Source organism: Candidatus Solirubrobacter pratensis, from assembly GCF_000425945.1.
In the GTDB taxonomy this organism is placed as follows: Bacteria; Actinomycetota; Thermoleophilia; order Solirubrobacterales; family Solirubrobacteraceae; genus Solirubrobacter; species Solirubrobacter pratensis.
In genome coordinates this window covers 639,705-658,961 of record NZ_KE384480.1, presented here as the reverse complement: position 1 = coordinate 658,961, position 19,257 = coordinate 639,705, and the positions used below count along the sequence as shown (strand labels likewise).

The 19,257-nt window shown below is 74.2% G+C and carries 19 protein-coding genes; 5 read left to right on the top strand and 14 right to left on the bottom strand.

The window, feature by feature from the left end; translation table 11 throughout:
• The first annotated feature begins 18 nt into the window (after positions 1–18).
• Complete coding sequence (locus tag H958_RS0127705) at positions 19–783, top strand: GNAT family protein (RefSeq protein WP_028061033.1); 765 nt, start codon at positions 19–21, stop codon at positions 781–783.
• A gap of 30 nt (positions 784–813) precedes the next feature.
• Here the strand turns inward: H958_RS0127705 and H958_RS0127700 are convergent, their stop codons facing one another.
• The 9 genes from H958_RS0127700 to H958_RS40830 all read right to left on the bottom strand — a co-directional run bounded on the left by H958_RS0127700 (position 814) and on the right by H958_RS40830 (position 10,084).
• Positions 814–2,364: an acyl-CoA dehydrogenase family protein gene (locus H958_RS0127700; RefSeq protein ID WP_028061032.1), complete on the bottom strand. Its 1,551-nt coding sequence runs from the start codon at positions 2,362–2,364 to the stop codon at positions 814–816.
• The gene (locus tag H958_RS0127695) at positions 2,354–2,938 is read right to left on the bottom strand and encodes a TetR/AcrR family transcriptional regulator (protein WP_028061031.1); all 585 of its coding nucleotides are present in this window, start codon (positions 2,936–2,938) and stop codon (positions 2,354–2,356) included. Before H958_RS0127695 ends, H958_RS0127700 begins: the two co-directional genes overlap by 11 nt.
• Positions 2,939–2,966: 28 nt before the next feature.
• Positions 2,967–4,622, bottom strand: coding sequence for a peptidoglycan D,D-transpeptidase FtsI family protein (locus tag H958_RS40835; protein WP_037411864.1), 1,656 nt, complete (start codon positions 4,620–4,622; stop codon positions 2,967–2,969).
• A complete protein-coding gene (locus H958_RS0127685; RefSeq protein WP_028061030.1) occupies positions 4,623–5,330 on the bottom strand; it encodes a hypothetical protein in 708 nt (235 codons plus the stop codon). It lies immediately after the preceding gene.
• Entirely contained in the window at positions 5,331–6,275 is a 945-nt protein-coding gene (rsmH, locus tag H958_RS0127680) for a 16S rRNA (cytosine(1402)-N(4))-methyltransferase RsmH (protein ID WP_028061029.1), read from the bottom strand.
• 1 nt (position 6,276) lies between these two features.
• Positions 6,277–6,711 carry a division/cell wall cluster transcriptional repressor MraZ gene (gene mraZ / locus H958_RS0127675; protein ID WP_028061028.1) on the bottom strand — a complete coding sequence of 145 codons (435 nt, stop codon included), beginning with the start codon at positions 6,709–6,711 and terminating at the stop codon, positions 6,277–6,279.
• A gap of 362 nt (positions 6,712–7,073) precedes the next feature.
• Entirely contained in the window at positions 7,074–7,886 is an 813-nt protein-coding gene (locus H958_RS0127670) for a type II secretion system F family protein (RefSeq protein WP_028061027.1), read from the bottom strand.
• Between the two features lie 73 nt (positions 7,887–7,959).
• Positions 7,960–8,805, bottom strand: coding sequence for a type II secretion system F family protein (locus tag H958_RS0127665; RefSeq protein ID WP_231379386.1), 846 nt, complete (start codon positions 8,803–8,805; stop codon positions 7,960–7,962).
• 106 nt (positions 8,806–8,911) lie between these two features.
• Entirely contained in the window at positions 8,912–10,084 is a 1,173-nt protein-coding gene (locus H958_RS40830) for a CpaF family protein (protein ID WP_081686407.1), read from the bottom strand.
• Positions 10,085–10,258: 174 nt separating this feature from the next.
• On the opposite strand from H958_RS40830, the gene H958_RS40825 reads away from it, so the two are divergent.
• A complete protein-coding gene (locus H958_RS40825; RefSeq protein WP_037411516.1) occupies positions 10,259–12,178 on the top strand; it encodes a primary-amine oxidase in 1,920 nt (639 codons plus the stop codon).
• An 89-nt stretch (positions 12,179–12,267) separates the two neighbouring features.
• Here the strand turns inward: H958_RS40825 and H958_RS0127650 are convergent, their stop codons facing one another.
• On the bottom strand, positions 12,268–12,531 hold the full coding sequence (locus H958_RS0127650; protein WP_028061025.1) for a hypothetical protein: 264 nt from the start codon (positions 12,529–12,531) through the stop codon (positions 12,268–12,270).
• 72 nt (positions 12,532–12,603) lie between these two features.
• Between H958_RS0127650 and H958_RS0127645 the strand changes: the two genes are divergently transcribed.
• Positions 12,604–13,125 (top strand): hypothetical protein, encoded by a 522-nt coding sequence (locus tag H958_RS0127645; RefSeq protein ID WP_028061024.1) that lies wholly within the window; start codon positions 12,604–12,606, stop codon positions 13,123–13,125.
• A gap of 19 nt (positions 13,126–13,144) precedes the next feature.
• Positions 13,145–14,155, top strand: coding sequence for an MBL fold metallo-hydrolase (locus H958_RS44195; RefSeq protein WP_051324891.1), 1,011 nt, complete (start codon positions 13,145–13,147; stop codon positions 14,153–14,155).
• Here H958_RS44195 and H958_RS0127635 read toward each other — a convergent pair.
• From H958_RS0127635 to H958_RS40815, 4 genes are all read right to left on the bottom strand, one after another.
• On the bottom strand, positions 14,142–15,233 hold the full coding sequence (locus H958_RS0127635; protein WP_156028330.1) for a ScyD/ScyE family protein: 1,092 nt from the start codon (positions 15,231–15,233) through the stop codon (positions 14,142–14,144). The genes H958_RS44195 and H958_RS0127635 overlap by 14 nt on opposite strands.
• A 78-nt stretch (positions 15,234–15,311) precedes the next feature.
• A complete protein-coding gene (locus H958_RS0127630) occupies positions 15,312–15,980 on the bottom strand; it encodes an RcpC/CpaB family pilus assembly protein (RefSeq protein WP_028061022.1) in 669 nt (222 codons plus the stop codon).
• Positions 15,977–16,993: a sensor histidine kinase gene (locus H958_RS47890; RefSeq protein ID WP_028061021.1), complete on the bottom strand. Its 1,017-nt coding sequence runs from the start codon at positions 16,991–16,993 to the stop codon at positions 15,977–15,979. The genes H958_RS0127630 and H958_RS47890 overlap by 4 nt, the downstream gene beginning before the upstream one ends.
• On the bottom strand, positions 16,990–17,379 hold the full coding sequence (locus H958_RS40815) for a winged helix-turn-helix domain-containing protein (RefSeq protein WP_051324890.1): 390 nt from the start codon (positions 17,377–17,379) through the stop codon (positions 16,990–16,992). Before H958_RS40815 ends, H958_RS47890 begins: the two co-directional genes overlap by 4 nt.
• Before the next feature lie 618 nt (positions 17,380–17,997).
• Here H958_RS40815 and H958_RS0127610 point away from each other — a divergent pair.
• On the top strand, positions 17,998–19,209 hold the full coding sequence (locus H958_RS0127610) for a hypothetical protein (protein ID WP_156028329.1): 1,212 nt from the start codon (positions 17,998–18,000) through the stop codon (positions 19,207–19,209).
• Positions 19,210–19,257: the final 48 nt, after the last annotated feature.

The window sequence follows — 19,257 nt, the reverse complement described above, 5'->3', positions numbered from 1 at the left end:
CGGCATCATGCGCGGCGCATGCCCGCCGTCCAAGACCCGTTCCGCCCTGGCTGGCAGGTCCTCGTCGACACCGCCGGAAGGCGCGTCGGAAGCTTCGTGCGGGCCGAGCGCGACGGGCGTCCCTCGGCCGAGCTGTTCGAGCTCGAGACCCCGGTCGAGGACGCCGTCCCGATCGTCCTCGCCGAGCTGCCGGGCTGGCGCGTCGTCGCCGGCGAGGAGCTCGGGCGCGCGCTCGTGGACGCCGGCGGGCGCCTGTTCCGCCACTCCTACGTGCTCACCCGCGACCTCGTCGCCCACCCCGCCTCGCACGCCGGCCCGCCGCCGCCCGGGCTCGAGCTGCGAGCCGCCGACCGGCCCGCCGCCGACCTCGTCGGCGCCTACCGCGCCGCCTTTCCGCCCGAGCATCCCGACGGCGCCGCGCGCGTCGACGAGGACCCGCTGGAGGAGATGCGCCGGATCGTCGAGCTCCGTGTCGTCGGCCCGGTGCTCGACTGCAGCGGGCTCGCCGTCGACCGCCAGGGGATCGTGCGCGCCGCGGTGATCATCACCGACTCGGGCGGGACGCCGCCGTTCGGCGGCCCGTGGGTGGCGGAGTGCTTCCGCGATCCGGATCCCGCCTACAAGGGCGCCGGCCGGGCGCTGCTGGAGCGGATGCTGGTCGACGCGACCGCGGCGGGACTGCCGGCGATCGGCCTCGCGGTGACGCATGGCAACCCCGCGCACGAGCTCTACCTCGACCTGGGGTTCAGCCTCGTGTTCTCGGCGTACTCAGTCGACCTTTGACGGTTGAGCCCGCGGTCGCCGGTCGTGGGTTCAGCCGTCTAGCGCCCGGGCGACGATCGCGCCGCCGTCCGCGCCGGCCGGCAGCGTGCCGTAGGCGCGCCCGCCGCCGCCCAGGCGGGAGGCGCAGAACGCGTCGGCGACGAAGCTCGGCGCGTGCCGCACGAGCAGGGAGGCCTCAAACGCGAGCGCGAGGTCCTCGACCGCGCGGCGAGCGCCCCACGCCCCGGATGGCATGGTCAGCGCGTCCAGGTGGGCGTCCAGCCGCGCGTCGGCGCCCCGGGCGAGCGAGCACTCGGCGACGAACGCCTCGCCCGCGTCCGGCTCCCGCGCCAGCGCGCGCAGCACGTCGAGCGCGATCACGTTGCCCGAGCCTTCCCAGATGCCGTTCAGCGGCGCGTCGCGCAGCAGCCGCGGCATCGGCGACTCCTCGACGTAGCCGTTGCCGCCGAGGCACTCGAGCGCCTCGGCCGCATGGCCGGCCGCGCGCTTGCAGATCCAGTACTTCGAGACCGCGGTGGCGAAGCGGCGCAGCGCGTGATCGCCCTCATCGTAGGCGCGCGCGAGCCGCATGGCGGTCGCGGTCGCCGCCTCGGACTCCAGGGCGAGGTCGGCGAGCACGTTGACCATCGCGGGCTGCTCCGCCAGCCGCGCGCCGAACGCGCTCCGGTGGCGGGCGTGCCAGACGGCCTCCGCGACCCCGCGCCGCATCCCCGCCGCGGACCCGATCACGCAGTCCAGCCGCGTGTGCGTGACCATCTCGATGATCGTCGCCACGCCGCGCCCCTCCTCGCCGAGCAGCCGCGCCGGCGCGGCGCGGAACTCGACCTCCGACGACGGCAGCGAGCGGGTCCCCAGCTTGTCCTTGAGGCGCTGGAACTCCATCCCCGCGCCGCGCTCGAGCACCAAGCAGGACAGGCCCGCGGGCGCCTGGGCGAGGACCAGGAAGACGTCGCACGGCGGATAGGAGCAGAACCACTTGTGGCCGGTGAGCTCGTACCAGCCGCCTCCGACGGGCTCGGCGCGCGTCGTGTTCGCTCGCACGTCGGAGCCGCCCTGCTTCTCGGTCATCGCCATCCCGCACAGCGCCCCGCCGATCAGCCGCGGCTCCCACTCGGCGGCGATCTCAGCATCGGCGCGGAGGGCGGGCACGGCTGAGTAGGTCATCGAGACCGGGCACATCACGCCTGCGTTGGCGTGCGTCCAGAGCAGCTCGAGGGCCGCGCGCGCGACGTGCGCGCCGGGCCGCGGATCGCCCCACGGCAGCGCATGGATCCCGCGCGCCACCGCCCCGTCGAGCAGCCAGTGCCAGCTCGGATCGAGCTCGACGCGGTCGACGCGGTGCCCGTAGCGGTCGTGGGTGATCAGCCGCGGCTCGTTGCGCTCGGCCCGCCGCCCGTGCTCGAGCGCCTCGGCCGAGCCGGCCACGACGCCCGCCTCGCGCACGCGCTCGACCGCCCATGCCGCACCCTCGCGCGAGAGCGCCTCCTGCAGCGCGACGTCGAGGCCGAAGAGGTCGACGTCCTCGAACGGGACGGACTGGTTGAAGACCTCATGGGTCCCTCGGACGGTCTCAAGCGACACGAATGGGCTCCCGGACGGCGGACAACACGAAGGATTGGAGGTTGGCCACGAGCGCGGTGGGATCGCGGTCGCGGCGCGCGAGCGGCCCGACCATCGCCTCGGCCAGCGCGCCGACGATCGCCGCCGCCGCGAGCTCGACGTCGAGCGGCCGGCCGCACAGGATCGCCGCGAAGATGTCCGTGTACGCGCGCCGGAACGCGAGCCGCTCGGCCTCCACGGCGGGATCGACGGGCTCGGCGATCAGCGCGTAGGCGCGCACCGGCTCGGCGAGGGCGCGCCGCACGAACGCCTCGACGCAGCCCGCGAGCCGCTCCTCCGGCGTGTCGCCCTGGACCGCGGCGAGGACGTCGACCTCGCGCTGCGCGGCGACGCGGAAGACCTCGGCGAACAGGTCCGCCTTGGAGCGGAAGTGGCGGTACACCGAGCCGGTCGCCAGGCCGGCGCGGCGCGCGACCGCGGCGATCGAGGCGGACGCGTAGCCGCCCTCGGCGAGCTGGTCGAGCGCCGCGAGCAGCACCGCCTCCCGCGCGGCGGCGGCGCGGGCTCGCGTGTTCTCCGTCGGCCGGTACGGCACCAACAGAGTGAATCATGGTTCACATCTACTACGGGGAGATCTTCAGGTACTGCAGCGCGAAGTTCATGATGTCCTTCCACGCCGGCGCCGCGACCTGGCCGCCGTAGATCTCGCCCTTGGGCTCGTCGACCATCACGGCGGCCAGCAGCTTCGGGTGCTTGGCCGGGGCGAAGCCGACGAACGAGGCGACGTACGCGGTGTCGGAGTAGCCGCCCTGGGGGTCCGGCTTCTGCGCCGTGCCGGTCTTGCCGGCGAGCTGGTAGCCCTTGATCGCCGCGCCCGAGGCCGTGCCGCCGGGGCCGAGCACGCCCTCGAGCATCGAGCGAACCGACGCCGCGGTCGCCTCGGAGATCACGCGCCTGCCCTTGGGCAGCGGCCGCTTCTTGCCGCCGACGGCGTCGACGATGTGCGGCGCGCGCAGGATCCCGCCGTTGGCGATCGCGGAGTAGCCGGCCGCCATCTGCATCGGCGTGACGGCGATCCCCTGGCCGATCGGCAGGTTGCCCATCGTCGAGCCCGAGTACTGGTCGAGTGGCGTCACGATCCCGCGCTCCTCGCCCGGCAGGTCGACGCCGGTCCTCTTGCCGAAGCCGAAGCGGTGGATCCACGCGTCGAAGGGCTTCGTCTGCACCCGCCTGGCGATCAGCACGGCGCCGATGTTGGACGACTGCTTGAGGATGTCGCTCGTCGTCAGGGTCTCGTAGCCGTGGTCCTCGGCGTCATGGATCTCGCGATCGGAGAACTGGAGCACGGGCGGGATGTCGAAAGTCGTGTCCGGTGTGACCTTGCCGTCCTCCAGCGCAGCCGCGACGGTGAACGCCTTGAACGTGGACCCCGGCTCGTAGGTGGCGCTGATCGCGCGGTTGCCGCGCGCGTAATCGGGCGCGTCGCCGGGCGCGTTGGCGTCGACCCGCGGCCAGTTGGCGAGCGCGAGGATCGCGCCGCTGTCGGGATCCATGACGATCGCCGTCGCCCCCTTGGGCTGCCAGGTCTTGCCGACGTCGGCCAGCACCTCCTCGGCCCGGTCCTGAAGGCGCTTGTCGAGCGTCAGCCGCACGGTCTCGCCGCGCTTGACGGGCGTCGTGTCGCGCATCTCGAGCGGCGTGCCGAGCGCGTCCTTGACCATCCGGCGCTCGCCGTCGGCGCCCTTGAGCTTGGAGTTCAGGCTGTACTCGAGCCCGTTGAGGCCGTCGCCGTCGGTTCCGACGCTGCCGAGCAGCTGGGAGGCGGTCCAGTCGAGCGGGTACGTGCGGCGGTACTCGGGGATGAACTCCAGGCCCTCGATGCCGAGCTTCTTCGCCTTGTCCGCCTTGGCCGCCGGCACGCGACGGGCGAGGTAGGCGAACCCGGTGTCGCGGCGGGCGAGCTGGCGCAGGAGCTCATCCTCGGGCCGCGCGAGCAGCGGGGCGAGCTCGGCCGCCACCGCAGGCGCGTTCTTGATCAGGTACGGGGTCGCGGCGACGTCGACCGCGGGCTCGGAGACGGCCAGCTCGATCCCGTGGTCGTCGGTGATCGAGCCGCGCCGCGCGGGCACGACGACGTCGGCCTCCTGCTGCGTGGTCGCCGCGCGCTGGAGCGTGCCGGCTCTCACGACGCCGAGCCAGGCGGCCTTCGTGGCGCCGATCGCCAGCAGGCCGAGGAAGACCGCGAAGAGCAGCCCGATGCGGCGCTCGATCAGGCCCATCTAGCCCTGCGGGGCCATCGCGGCGCCCGTGCCGGGCACGGCGGTCTGGACCGGCGTCACGACGGGCGTGGCGGTCGGCACCGGCGTCGCCGCCGACTGCACGGCGGTCGGCGTGGGCGTCGCCGCGGGCGAAGCGGTGCTCGTCGTGGAAGCGGCGGGCGCGCCGGTCTGGGCCGTGACGGTCGCGACGGCCTTGCCGCGGTTGTTCATCACGCCGATCGCCGCGTCGCTCGGCGGCGTCATCCTCTTGACCGCGAGCCGGGCGTCGATGCCGGGGCGCGCGTGCAGGAACGGCGTGTCGCCCGCCGGCGGATCGATCATGCCGTCGTCGGCGGCCGCAACGCGCAGGCGGTCGGCGGACGTCGAGCTCGCGATGGCGCTCTCCAGGTCGGAGTTCTGGCTCTCCAGCGTCGACGCCGTGAGCACCGCGCGCGAGATGCCCGCGTTCAGGCGCAGCAGCGAGACCTGCATCGCCACGATCCCGCCGAGCATCACGCCGATCACCCAGATGCACAGGCGGCCGCGCAGGAGGCGGTCGACGACGCGCTGGTCGGGCAGCGCGCGGATGCGCTCGAAGACGCCGGTGCGGCCGCGCCGGGGCGCCGGAAGCGCGACGCCGGCGGTGACCGGCCGGGGCCTTGCGGGTCCGGAGACGCGGCGGTGGTGCAGCGGCGTGGCGCGGCGGCGGACGGGGGCATGTTGAGGCATCTAGCGCTCCTCCCTGAGCTTGCGGGCCGCCCGCAGGCGGGCGGACTTCGAGCGGGGATTGGCCGCGACCTCTCCGGGCGTCGGCACGATCGAGCGGCGGTGCACCAGCTCGGCCTCCGGCTTGGAGCCGCAGACGCACACCGGGAGGTCCGGCGGGCAGACGCATTCGCGCGCGAGGTCGGCGAGGAAGCGCTTGACGCGGCGGTCCTCGAGCGAGTGGAAGCTGATCGCGGCGAAGCGGCCGCCGACGCGCAGGACGCGCCAGGACAGCGGCAGCGCGGCGTCGAGCTGCGCGAGCTCGCCGTTGACGGCGATGCGGATGCCCTGGAACGTGCGCTTGGCCGGGTGGCCGCCGGCGAAGCGGGCGGGCGCGGGAACGGCGGCCGAGATCGCGTCGTTGAGCTCGAACGTGGTGGCGAGCTCCTTGACCGCGCGGCGCCGGACGATCTCGCCCGCGATCCGGTCGGCGAAGCGTTCCTCGCCGTACTCGCGCAGCGTGCGCGCGATGCGGCGGCGGTCCCAGGTGTTGACGATCTCGGCGGCCGTCAGCTCCTGGTCGGGATCCATCCGCATGTCGAGCGGCGCGTCGTACGCGTAGGAGAACCCGCGCACGCGCGTGTCGACCTGCATGGAGCTCATGCCGAGGTCCATGTAGACGAGGTCCGCGCGGACGCCCTCCTCGATCAGCTGCTGCAGGCCGGTCGCGAAGTCGGCGCGGACGAAGCGGGTGTGGCAGGAGACCTCGGCGGCGAGCTCGTTGAACGCGGCCTCCGCGGTGGGGTCGCGGTCGATCGCGATCAGCGTCCCGGCCGGGCCGAGGCGGTCGGCGACGAGGCGCGCGTGTCCCGCGCCGCCGAGCGTGCAGTCGATGGCGACCTGGCCCGGCTGCGGGTCGAGCGCTTCGATCAGCTCGCCGGCGAGGACCGGGACGTGGGTCTGGGGCATGTCAAGCAGGATGGCCAAGTGACTCGGTGAGGTCAGGCGCTCGCGCCGCGAGGTCGGTGTCGTAGGCCTCCCAGGCCGAGCGGTCCCAGAGCTCCAGGCACTCGCCGACGCCGGTGATGACGACCTCGCGGCCGATCCCGGCGTGCTCCAGGAACTTCGGGCCGAGCATGACCCGGCCAGCGGAATCCAGCTCGGTCTCCAAGGCGCTCGCGTACAGCACGCGCCGCAGCTCGCGGCCCTGGGTGGAAAGCGGGTTGATCCCCGCCAGTGCGGCCTGCGCCATCTCCTCGTACGTCTCCGACGGATACAGGGAGATGCACTTCTCGACCCCACGCGTGAGGTACACGCCCCCGCTGAGCGCCGTCCTGAACTTCGACGGAATGGTCAGCCGGTTCTTGGCGTCGAGGTTGTGTTCGAAGGTGCCGGTGAAGGCCAAGGCGCATGAGTCAGAGGGAGGTCAGTCGATCCGAGGTGGCGGAGTGGGAGGAGCCCCGCCACCCCGGACCGGCTTCGCATCGGCAAAGTACCCCACTTCCTCCCACTCTGCAACACAAATCGCGTCCAGCGCCCCACCGCAGGACTTCGCGGTCACGTCCCGGACCACGAAGCGGGCGATTTGCAGCGGATTCGCGGTGGGAGATTTCTTTCCTCCGCAGGCGGCGGATTCCGCACGAGCGCGTGCAGATCGCCGTTCTGCACGCGGAATTGCGTCAGCGGGGGCCGGTGGGGCCCCGTGGGGGACGAAGTGGGAGGAATCGGGCGACGCGCAGCGGGCCGGCTCGCCGGCGAACGCGGTCGTCAGCCTGCCAATGCGGGGATCAGGGCCGCGGCGACCAGCAGCAGGACGGCCGGGACGAGCAGGAGCGCGACGACGAGCTGGATCTTCGGCGCGGCCTTGGCCGCCTGGTCGGACCGGCGCGCCGCGCGCCGCGAGCGCGCCTCGGCGGCCTGCGCGGCCAGCGTCTGCGCGAGCGGGGCGCCGTGGCGCTCGGCGCGGTGGAGGGCGGCGACGAGCGGCGCGACCCCGTCGGCAGGGCAGCGGCGGCCGAGTTGCTCGAGCGTCGCGTGCACAGGCTCCCCGAGCTGCGCGCGGGCCGCGGCGCGGGCGAGCTCGCGCGCGAGCGTGCCCGGATGCCTCCGCCCCACCTCGGCGAGCGCCCGCCGCGGCGCGAGCCCGGCGGCGACCGCGACGCGCAGGAGGTCGAGCACGTCGGGGATCTCGGCCTCGATCGCGCGCCTGCGCGCGCGGGCGCGACGGTGCAGCGTGACCTCGGGCGCGAGGAAGCCGGCGGCGGGCGCGAGCGCGAGCAGCGCGAGCCCGAGCCGCCCGGGCGCGGCTGGGACGAGCGGGAGCGCGACGAGCCCACACACGACCGCGAGCCCCGTCTGCATCGCGACCACCTCGGACATGGGCACGTCGACCCCGGCCGCCGCGATCCGATCCGCCAGCCCGCGCGGCGGATCGATGCCGACCCGCTCGCCGAGCCGCGCCACAACGGCGGAGAGGACCCGTCGCCGCGGCGGGCGGGCCTGCCGGAGCGCGGCGAGCTCGGCGAGCGCCACGGCCGCGATCGCGCCGGCGAGGCCGGCGAGAAGGGTCGCGAAGGTCACCGCGAGGCTCCGCCCGCCCTCACCGGATCACCGCCCGCGGCAAGCGGGCCGTCACTCGCCGGCAGGTCGCCCGTCACCGGATCACCGCTCGCGACAGGCGGCGGACCGCGATCGCCGCGACGAGCTGCAAGAGGGCGGCGAGGGTGGTGAGCCAGGCCGAGAGCGGGTTGGCGAGGAGGCGCCCGATGAAGCCGGGGCTCCCGAGCTCCGCGAGGACGGCGGCGGCGAACGGCATGCCGAGGACGAGCCGGGCGGTGAAGCGCGCCTGGGCGGTCGCCGCGAGCGCCTCGCGGTCCTGACGGGCGGCCGCCTCGAGGCCGGCGGCGAGATCGCGCAGGAGCGCCGGGAGGTCGCCGCCCGCGTCGCGCTGGAGCAGGATCCCGGCGACCATCGCATCCCACGCGCGCGCGCAGGCGCGCCGGCGCAGGCGCTCGAGCACCGCCTCGGTCGGCGCGCCGAGATCGAGCGCACGTGCGGCGGCGCCGACCTCGTGACCCGCCGGGCCCGGCACGCCGGAGGCGACCAACGCCACCGCACCGCGCACCGAATGCCCCGCCGAGAGCGCGTCGGCGAGCGCGCGGGCGACGCTCGGCGCGGCCTCCGCCAGCGCAGCCCGGAACCGCCGCCGCCTCGCCCGCACCGCCGCCATGGCGAGCGCCGGGCCGGCGGTCGCCGCGATCATGCCGGCCGCGGCGCCGCCGGCGAGCCACCCGGCCGCCGCGAGCCCCGCTGCCACCAGCACGGCGAGACGTCTGCGCTCCGGCACTGTCGGCCCCACCCCCTCGCGGCCGGCGCGGACCAGCGGCGCGACGGCGCGCGCGAGCGCCGCGACGACGCGCGTCCGCTCGACCGCCGCCAGCGCCTCCCACGCCCCGATCACGCCGCAGACCGCGCCGGAGAACGCGAGCACGACCGCCACGGTCACGAGCGGCCCCGGCGACGCCGCCTGGGCGCGGCGACCGGGGCGGCCGGGAGAGCGGCAACGAGCTGGCGGGAGGCCCCGAGCGGCGGGGGCGCGGCGAGCATCATGCCGCCTTCAGCCTCGCGGCGAGCGCGTCGCCGACCGGTGCGCGGCGCTGTCCCGCGCCGTCGTGCCACGTGTACAACTCGCGCGCTCCGGTCCCGGCCGCGATGCGGACGACCTCGGCGACGGACGTGACGCGCCGGGTTCCGTCGGACAGCCGTGACTGGCAGACCACGAGGTCGAAGGCGTCGGCGACCTGCTCTCGGATCGCGGCGTGCGGGAGGCCGATGTCGGCCATCAGCGCCAGCACCTCGACGCGCCGCAGCGCCTCGGCGGGCGAGCCGGCGTGGACGGTGGAGAGCGAGCCGTCGTGACCGGTGGACAGCGCGGTCAGCATGTCGAGCGCCTCCGGCCCGCGCACCTCGCCGACGATGATCCGGTCCGGCCGCATCCGCAGCGCGTTACGCACCAGCCGGCGGATCGTGACCTCGCCGCGGCCTTCGAGGTTGGGCGGGCGAGCCTCCAGCCGGACGACGTGCGGCTGACGCAGCCGCAGCTCGGCGGCGTCCTCGATCGTGACCACGCGCTCCCCCGCGCCGATGAAGCTCGACAGCGCGTTCAGCGTCGTCGTCTTGCCGGACCCGGTCCCGCCGCAGACCAGGATCGTGCAGCGGGCGCGCACCGCGCGCGCGAGGAAGTCCAGCAGCGGCTGCGTGAGCGTCCCGTTGACGACCAGGTCCTCCGGCGAGAACCCGCGCCGGCGAAAGCGGCGGATCGTGAGCGCGGGGCCGTCGAGCGCGAGGGGCGGGAGTACGACGTTCACGCGCGAGCCGTCGGGCAGCCTCGCGTCGCACAGCGGCTCGGCCTCGTCGACCCGCCGCCCCAGCGGCGCGAGGATGCGCTCGATCGCGTCGCGCAGGTCCTGCTCGCGCGCGAAGCGCACCGTGGTCTCCTCCAGCCGCCCGCCGCGCTCCACCCAGACGGGCGCGACGCCGGAGACCATGATCTCGTCGACCTCCGGATCGCCGAGCAGCGGCTCCAGCGGGCCGAGGCCGAACGCCCGCTCGGCGATCCGCGCCGCGAGCTCCGCGCGCCGCGGCTCCGGCAACACGCCCGCCTCGCGGTCCACGAGCGCGCGGATGCGCCCAGGCAGGTCCGAGTCCTCCCCTGGCTCGCCGGCACGGGAGAGCAGCCGTTCGCGGAGATCGGCGGCGAGCGCGTCCAGGGGATCCATGGCGCGTATAGGCGCGCCGCGCGGAACCTCGCCCCCCGTCGCGGTGCCGCCGGTGGCACGGGCACGTCGGGCGCAGCCGCCCATCTGCCGGAACGATGGCGCGCCCTCGTCGACGAACGCGGGCTGCGCGCCGGAGCGGGATGATGTGAGGGCGTCGCCTGAAAGGAGCTCCGCGTGACCCTCGAGACCCGCACCGCCCATCCGCTCGATCCCCTCGGCGCCGGGGAGATCGAGGCGGCGGCCGACATCGCCCGGCGCGAGTGCCCGCCCGGCGCGGCCGTGCGCTTCGTCAGCATCGACCTGCGCGAGCCGCCGAAGGCGGAGGTGCTCGGCGGCGCGGTCGCCGACCGCCAGGCGAGCATCGTCCTGCACCTGCGCGACGAGCGCGCCGTCGTGCAGGCGATCGTCTCGCTGACGCGCGACGCGGTCGTCTCGTGGCGGCGCCGGACGGACGCCCAGGCGCCCCTGACGGTGGGCGAGCTGCTGCAGTGCGAGCAGACGGTCAAGACCGACGAGCGCTGGCAGGAGGCGATGCGCCGGCGCGGCATCGAGGACTTCGCGCTCGCGATGGTCGATCCGTGGCCGACCGGCTACAACGGCGAGGACGACGCGCCCGAGCGCGGGCGCACGCTGCGCCCGCTGACGTGGATGCGCCGGTTCGAGGGCGACAACGGCTACGCGCGACCGGTCGAGGGGCTCGTCGTGCGCTTCGATCTGGACGCCATGCGCGTGGTCGAGGTCTCCGACCACGGCATCACGCCGCTGCCGCAGCGCGACGGCAACTACTCCGAGGACGCGATCTCGCGGCCCGAGAACTTCCCGCACTTCCCGGACGGCCCGCGGCGCGACGTGCGCCCGCTCGAGATCGTGCAGCCCGAAGGCCCGAGCTTCGAGCTCGACGGCCACGCGCTGCGCTGGCAGAAGTGGTCGCTGCGCGTCGGGTTCACCTACCGCGAGGGGCTCGTGCTGCACACGGTCGGCTACGAGGACCAGGGCCGGACCCGGCCGATCGTCTATCGCGCGTCGCTGGGCGAGATGTTCGTCCCCTACGGCGACCCGAGCCCGACGCACTACCGCAAGAACGTCTTCGACCTCGGCGAGTTCGGCCTGGGCATCTGGACCAACTCGCTCCGGAATGGGTGCGACTGCCTCGGCGAGATCCGGTACCTCGACGCGACGATCAACGACGAGGACGGCCGCGCCGTGGGGATCGAGAACGCGATCTGCATCCACGAGGAGGACGCGGGCCTCGCGTGGAAGCACACCGACTTCCGCACCGGCCGGGTGGAGTCACGTCGCATGCGGCGGCTCGTGATCTCCTCGATCGTGACCGTCGGCAACTACGAGTACTGCTACTACTGGCACCTCTATCAGGACGGCTCGATCGAGTACGAGGTCAAGCTCTCGGGCGTGATCTCCGACGGCGCGATCACGCCCGGCGAGGTCCCCGCCAACGGTGCGCTCGCGGCCCCGGGCGTCTACGGGCCGCACCACCAGCACTTCTTCGGCGTGCGCCTGGACATGATGCTCGACGGGCCCGGCAACTCGGTCTACGAGATGGACTCCGTGCCGGTCCCGCGCGGCGAGGCGAACCCGCACGGGAACGCGTGGGAGGTGCGCGCGACGCTGCTGGCGCGCGAGTCGGAGGCCCAGCGCGTGGCCGATGCCCGCAAGGCGCGCTACTGGAAGATCCTCAACCCGTCGCAGCGCAACGCGCTTGGGCAGCCGGTGGGCTACCGCCTGCACCCCGGCGACGGCGTGCTGCCCATGTACGACGCCGAAGCGCACGCGATCAAGCGCGCGCGCTTCGCCGAGAAGCACCTGTGGGTCACCGCCTACGACCCGGACGAGCTGTATCCGACCGGCGACTTCCCGAACCAGCACCCCGGCGGCGGCGGATTGCCCGAGTACGCCGCCAAGGACCGGCCGCTGGAGGACGCCGACGTCGTCGTGTGGCACACGTTCTGCGCCCACCACGTCGTCCGGCCCGAGGACTGGCCGGTGATGCCGATGACGCGGGTCGGCTTCACGCTCAAGCCGGACGGCTTCTTCGACGGCAACCCGGCGCTGGATCTACCGGCGCCGCATCACTGAGGCGGCGGTTCTCGGTGTGTCCGGAAGCCGCTTGAAGTCGCGAAGCACGCGCACGTCGCGTCGGGACCGGTGAGCCCTCTGACGGCGTCCTAGCCGCGCTTCAGGCGCAGATCGAACCCCAGCTTCACCCTGTCCTCGACGCTGACCGCGCCGGCGACGCTTGGCGCGGTCACGCGGATGCGATCGTCGCGCAGCGCGCGGTCGCTCTTGAGCGTGGACACGTCGATCGCGATCGTGGCCTTGGCGATCGTGAGCGTGCCGCGCGACTCGGTCGACTGGGCGGAGCCCGTGATCGCGGAGGTGCGGCCGACCGCGTCGCTCTTGGCCGGGAGGAACGCGAGCTTCTCGCGCACGCGGTAGCCGGCCTCGGAACCCTCGTCACCGTCCAGCGCGCGACGCCGGCCGCGATGAGAAGCTTGCGCCGCATGCTGGAGAATCTTGACGAGCGCAGGCGCGGCGGGCGATCCTCGCGCGCGATGCCGACCTCGCAAGAACCGCAGACCCTGGCCGAGAGCCTCGAGGAGTACATCCGGGCCGTCCCCGAGAAGGACCGGCTGGACGCGCTGCACCGGCTCTTCTACGGCTTCTACAGCCGGATCGCGATCGTCGACCGGACGACGTACGAGCTGGCGCGCTGGGCAAAGGAGGATCTCGGCGACGTGCCGGACCTCTCGCCCTCGCTCGCGGAGGCGCTGCGAGACAACGCGCTGCACGTCGGCCGCGACCTGTTCGCGTCGCGCATGCAGACGATGACGGCGCTGCGCCTGATCTCCGGGCGCCTGGCCGACCTGCGCCCGCCCGGCGCCAACCCGGCGTTCACGCAGCGCTACGCGGTCGCGTTCGACGAGGACTGCGGCAAGCTCCGAACCTACGACCTCGCGAAGCCCGGCGAGCATCCCGACCTCCCGTACGACCCGTTCAACTACGACCCGGCGGCTGAGGAGTAGTGGGAGAGCGGCACGCCTAGTGGTCGGGCCGCCTCCGCCGACGTGGGCCGTCGACCCGGCCGCCGCGCGGGCGTTCGAGCTGCGAGCTGGGCTGTGGCAGCTGCGGCTACCGGTCGCGTGGACGCACATGACCCACGTCAACGCGTACGCGCTCGACCGTCCCGGCGGCGACGGGATCGTACTGGTCGATTGCGGCGGCGCGGGCCACCCGAGCGCGTGGGCGGCGCTCGAGCGCGCGCTGGAATTGGCCGGCCGCACGCCGCGCGACGTGCGCGACATCGTGCTCACGCACTACCACAGCGACCACATGGGGCTCGCCGGGCCGCTCGCGGTCGAGTCGGGCGCGACCGTCTGGGCGCATCCCGCGACCGCGCATCTGCTCGACGCGGTGCGCGAGCCGCAGGCCGTCTACGCGAAGCGGCTCGAGTTCGCCCGCGCCGAGGGCGTCCCCGAGGCGTGGCGGGACGCGACGGCCTCCGTCGCCGAGGAGGTCGACGGCATCGAGGATCCGCCGGAGCCCGACCTGCCGCTGCTCGACGGCGTCGCGGTCCCGACCGCGCTCGGGCCGCTGGAGGCGATCGAGACGCCGGGGCACGCGCCGACGCACGTCTGCATGCATCTGCGAGAGCACGGGCTGCTGTTCGCCGGCGACCTGGTCAGCCCGGTGTTCACGACGTTCGCCGACCTCTTCTACACGCCCGACCCGATCGGCGAGTACCGCGCCTCGCTGGACCGCGTCGCGGCGCTCGACGCCGAGCTCGGGCTGCTCGGCCACGGGCGCCCGACCGAGGACCTCGGCGCGCTGCTCGACCTCTACCGCGACGGGTTCGAGCGACGGCTGGCGGCCGTCGAGGCCGCGCGCTCGAGCGGCGCGTGGGCGGTGTCATGCGAGGCGTTCGGCGAGCCCGCCTCCGACGCCGCCCGGATCTGGAACGTGTTCGAGGCCGCCGGCTACCTGATCCACGCAGGCGTCTCGCCTAGGGGTCTGTTGAAGAACGGTCGGTTCAACAGGCCCCCTAGAAGCCGGTGATCTTCAGGATCTGGCCGCCGGCGCCCCTGAACGGGCTCTTCCTCGGCGTCCGCGCCGGGAGGATCGAGAGGTTCGAGACGTACAGCGCGCCGTCCGCGCCCACCGCGGCGCCCGACGGGAAGACCAGGGCGCTGCGCTTGAGCAGCGTCCGCGCGCCGCCGCCCGGAGCGAGCTTGACGATCGCGCCCGGGGCCGTCTCCTTCTTGAAGTTGGTCGTCAGCTCGGTCGCGTACAGCGAGCCGTCGCGGGCGAAGGCCAGGCCGGTGATCGCCGTCAGGCCGGTCGCGTAGACGCTCGGCGCGCCGCCGTCGAGCGGGATCCGCCAGACGCGCGCCTTGCCGGTGCCCGCGCCTTCAGACAGCTCGCCGGCGTACACCGCGCCGTCCGGCCCGAGCGCCAGCGAGGTGGGAACCGGCTGCGCCTTGCCGTTGGAGGGAAGCACCGCGAGCACCGAGACGTTCCCGTTCGGCGCCACGCTGAGGATGGTGTTCGCGCCCGCGTCGGCGACGATCACGCGGTCCGGCAGCGCCAGCACCGCGTACGGGTTGGAGTTGCGATCGCCCTTGATGCGGTCGAAGTTGTTCTTCCACTCCAGCTCGTCGAGCGCCGCGATCGGCCGCAGCGTGCCCGAGCCGATCTCGAACAGCTTGCCCGCCCCGTCCCGCACCCGCTTCGGCGCCGACTGCAGATCCTTCCGCGTCCCGGACGTGGTGACCGCGTAGACCTTGCCGTCGGGCGCGACGCTGACGCCGTCGGCGCCGGTCGTGAACGTGCCGTCCCGGCCGCCGGCGGAGATCAGCCCCTTGGCGACCGTGCGCCTGGCGCCGCCGGGCGCGATCGCGAGCACGCGGCTCGAGAAGCCGATGCAGTTCTGCTTCTTGGCATCGAGGCACTTCGGTCCGGCGTGGCCCGCGGAGGCGACGTAGAGCGTGCCGTCGGGGCCGATGGAGAGGCCTCTCGGGTTGTCGACTCCCCTGGCGAACAGCGAAAGCGCCGGGGCGGCCGCCGCGTGGGCGGGCGCCCAACCCAAGGCCAGGCCGGTGGCACACGCCAGTGCACCGAAAAGCGTCCGTCTCATGCGGCGACGCTACCGACCGGCCTCCACCCGGTCATCGCGCCGGGTCCGGCTTCCTACCGCGACCGAGCAACCCGGTCCTCACAGCCCATCGTCGACGCTGAGCGCGCCGACGCGGCGGCGGTCGCCCGGCGCGCGCGCGAGCAGGCGCACGTCGGCGGCGAACGATCCCGCCGCCGCGAGATAGACGGCCTGAGCGGCGGTGACGCGGAGCGTCGCCGCGACGCGCGGCGCCTTGTCCTCCCCCGCGGCCGCGCGCGCGGCGAGCACCTCGACGTTCTCGAGCGCCAGCCGGGCGCTGCCGGCCGTGCCGCCGCGGCGGTCGGTGGTCACGACGACGTCGACGTGCGCGCCCGCCACGACAGCCTGCGGCGAGCCGCTCGCGAGGACCTCGATCGCGCGCTCGCCGCGTTCGACCGACGCCTCGGGCGTCGCCGGCGCGCGCTCGATCAGCTCGCCGGTGACCACGCCGCCGGACGGCACCGGGACCGCGAGCCGCCGGCCCGCGAGCGCTCCCGCGAAGGTGGGCGGTCCCGCGGGCGCGTAGCGGGCGGGGAGCCGGCGGACTCCGAGATCCTCGAGCCGGACGACGTGGCCGGCGGCAAGCGCCCTGCGCGCCACGACCACGTCGGTCAGCTCTCCCACCTGCGCCCGCAGCGCCCGCTCGCGCCGCGAGACGTCCGTCGCCGCCAGGCCGCCGAGCGCCAGCGCGAGGCCGAGCAGCAGCAGCGCCCGGCGGCGGCGCGTCACCGGGCCGCAGGGAGCTCGAGGACCAGCCGCGCGCCCGCGCTCGCCGGCATCGCCGCCAGGCGGCCCCCGAGCCGCTCGGCGATGCCCAGCGCGATCGCGAGCCCGTGTCCGCGGCGCCGGTCGCCCGAGCGCGCGGCCAGCTCGCGCACGGGCGCAGGCAGCCCAGGCCCGTCGTCGGCCACCTCGACCCGCACGTGCTCGCCCGTCGAGCCGACGCGAACGCGAACGGTCCCGCCGCCATGCTCGGCCGCGTTCGCGACGAGGTTCGTGATCGCCTGGGCGAGCCGGAACGGATCCGCGAGGACAGTCGCCGGCGGCGGAGCGAGCGGCATGGGGCGCGGCGTCGCGGGACGGCGAGACGACCCGGCCGCCGCGCGCTCGAACGGCCACGGCGCCGGCACGGCGACGACCTCGTTCGGCGCCCCCGTGGCGGCTGACGCGCGCGGCGCGGGCAGAGTGACGACCTCGCACGAGCAGCGCGGCGCCGGCGGGGCGAGCGACCAGGCAGTGGTCAGAGGCGGCGGTGGCCCGTCGGTGCGCCACCTCGGCGCCGGAGCGTCGATCGGCTCGCCGAGCGCTGGGACGGTACGGAGGTGGCGCCGCCGCGGTGCCGGTGCGGCCGCGGCTGGAGGAAGTGGTGGTGTCGGCTCGGCGGTCTCGAGCCGGAGCTCGGCCCCGTGTGCGCGAGCGAGCGTGGTCCAGGCCGGGACGTAGGCCCTGGCGAGGGCGGTGACGTCGACCAGCTCAGGGCGATCGGGGCGGCGGGTGCCGGACGGGGCGGCCGCCAGGTCGTCGAGCGCTCGGCCGGCGCGGGCGAGCTCGAGGTCGATCGCGGCGACGCGGCCGGGCTCGGCGGCGAGGGTGCCGAGTCCCAGGCGCGCGGCGCACAGCGGCCCGCGCACCTCGTGGCCGGCGCGCGCGACCAGCACGAGGCGCCGGCGGGCGCGGAGCAGCAGCCCGCCGAGGAGAGCGGCCGCGCACCAGCCGAGCGCGGTCAGGAACACCGGCGTCATGGCTCGACCACCCCGTCCACGAGCCGGTAGCCGACCCCCCACACATTCACGATGAAGTGATCGCCGTCGCGCGCCAGCTTGCGGCGCACGCGGCAGGCGTGCGAGTCCAGCGTGCGCGTGGCGCCCTGGGCGCGGAAGCCCCAGACGTCGCGCAACAGCTCCTCCTTCGTGAAGACCCGCGTCGGAGCGCTCGCGAGCGTCTTGAGCAGCGCGAACTCCTTGGCGGCGAGCTCGACCCGGCGCCCGCGCAGCGTCGCCACGCGCCCCGCGGGATCGATCTCGAGCGCGCCGATCCGGATCCGCCCGCGATGGACGCGCTCCCGCGTGCGCCGCAGGACCGCCGCGATCCGCAGCCGCAACTCGCCGTAGCCGAACGGCTTGCCCACGTATGCAGTTATCGGTGCACTCTCTGCCGTGATCGCGATGCCGACGCCGCCGACGCCGACCAGCCGAACGTGCACGAAGTGTGGCCGCGACTTGCCGTTCGATGGGTTCAACCGAGACTCGCGCATCCGCAACGGCTATCGCGCCGACTGCCGCGAGTGCCAGGGCGCGCGCTTCGCCACGTGGAAGGCCAAGCGAGACGGCGCGCGCTAGCCGGGGGCGAACTTCACGAGCACCCGCCGGCGGCGTCTCGGGTGCGCAACCCGGTCCGGGTCGCAGTCCTCGACTCCGGCGTGGACGCGACCCGCATGCCCGCCCGGCACCGTTGATCCCCTTCTCCGACATCCCCGCAAGACTCCGTCCTCGCCTTCAAGCTCGGTGATTGCGTGATCTGCAACGTCCCACGCGAGCCATTGAAGGGTCAACAGGCGGCCGTTTGTCTTGACATCGGTTGCAGTGCGGGAGGAAACTTGGCCAGCTGCGCGGCGACCTCGGCCCTGTACCGCGTCTAGTCCGTACCAGCGGGCGGACGCGGCCACGCGGACCTCCCGCAGCGTTTCCCGGCAGGAAAGGGGGGAGCCATGCGCTCTGCTCACTCTCCACAGTGCCGCGCGCGCCAGATGGCAGGCTCGGGCCGACTGCGCGCCCGTTTTGCGCTGACGAGTTGCGCCGTTGCTCTCGCGCTGTGCGGCCCCGGCGTGGCGTTGGCCCGCGCCGACACGCCGATCGCAGAGCCGAACGACAACATCGTGCAGGCGTTCGGTCCCCTAAGCCCCGGTGAGACGTACAGCGGCAGCCTCGATTCCCCGAATGACGTCGACCGGCTGTTGCTGTACGTCAATGGCGCCAAGCAGATCGACATCGCCGTCACCAAGGTCGGTGCCGGATGCAGCGGCTCCCTCGACGCCGAGCTGCGGAACGGCGACGGCGGCTATATCGGCAGCGGCTCGCCCTCCTCCGACGGGACTGCGCATATCGGCGTAGGCGCTCCCGGCGCCGGGATTCTGCTGCTGACCTTGACAGGCACCTGCGCCGGCAACCCCTACCAGGTGGTCGCCGGCCCGGCTGACGCGATCACCACCGTCCCGTCTGGTCCCATCCCGCGCCCGTCGGCGTCGCCCAACTCGACCGCCGAACCCAACGACGACGTCGCACACGCCTCAGCCCCCGTCGCGGCAATGCAGTGGTACGGCGGAGAGATGGCCTCGCCCAACGACGTCGATATGTACGCGATCGACGTGAACGGTGCCAAGCAGATCGACGTGGCCGTCGCCAAGGTCGGCGCCGGGTGCAACGGCACTGTCGACGCCGAACTGCGGAACGCCGACGGCGGCTATATCGGCAGCGCTTCGCCGTCCTCCGACACGTTCGCGCAGATTCAGGCGACGACCGCCGCCGCCGGACGGATTTACCTGAAGGTATCCGGCACGTGCGCCGGCAATGCCTACGAGGTCCTCGCTGGCCCCGCCGACGCGATCGGGGGCAATACCGGCGGCAGAGACGGTCCGTCCGTGAAGCCCAGGGTGTTTGGGCCCGGCGGGATCGTCGTCTCGCCATCGAACCGTCGCTGCCTGAGCCGGCGCAACTTCCGCATCCGCATCCGCAACATCCATGGCGTGACGGTCGCCGCCGCAGCGGTATTCGTCAACGGCCGCCGGGTGCGTCTCATCCGCGGGCGGCGGCTGCGCGCCCCGGTCGACTTGCGCGGCCTGCCGAAGGGCCGCTACACCGTCCGCATTCGCGTATTCACCACCGACGGGCGCACCCTGACCGGGCAACGCAAATACCGCACGTGCAGCCCCAGGCGCCCGGGCGGCTCTCCGCCGTTATGAGAGGACGACGACGCGTGATTCTCGCCGCGGCGGTCCGCGGTGCTGCTG

Excerpts from the sequence above, each read along its gene's own strand:
- H958_RS0127610 (WP_156028329.1), top strand. The coding sequence starts at position 17,998 with ATGGCAGGCTCGGGCCGACTGCGCGCCCGTTTTGCGCTGACGAGTTGC.
- H958_RS0127705 (WP_028061033.1), top strand. The coding sequence starts at position 19 with ATGCCCGCCGTCCAAGACCCGTTCCGCCCTGGCTGGCAGGTCCTCGTC.
- rsmH (WP_028061029.1), bottom strand. The coding sequence starts at position 6,275 with ATGCCCCAGACCCACGTCCCGGTCCTCGCCGGCGAGCTGATCGAAGCG.
- H958_RS40830 (WP_081686407.1), bottom strand. The coding sequence starts at position 10,084 with ATGGATCCCCTGGACGCGCTCGCCGCCGATCTCCGCGAACGGCTGCTC.
- H958_RS47890 (WP_028061021.1), bottom strand. The coding sequence starts at position 16,993 with ATGACGCCGGTGTTCCTGACCGCGCTCGGCTGGTGCGCGGCCGCTCTC.
- H958_RS40835 (WP_037411864.1), bottom strand. The coding sequence starts at position 4,622 with ATGGGCCTGATCGAGCGCCGCATCGGGCTGCTCTTCGCGGTCTTCCTC.
- H958_RS0127635 (WP_156028330.1), bottom strand. The coding sequence starts at position 15,233 with ATGAGACGGACGCTTTTCGGTGCACTGGCGTGTGCCACCGGCCTGGCC.
- H958_RS0127685 (WP_028061030.1), bottom strand. The coding sequence starts at position 5,330 with ATGCCTCAACATGCCCCCGTCCGCCGCCGCGCCACGCCGCTGCACCAC.
- H958_RS0127645 (WP_028061024.1), top strand. The coding sequence starts at position 12,604 with ATGCTGGAGAATCTTGACGAGCGCAGGCGCGGCGGGCGATCCTCGCGC.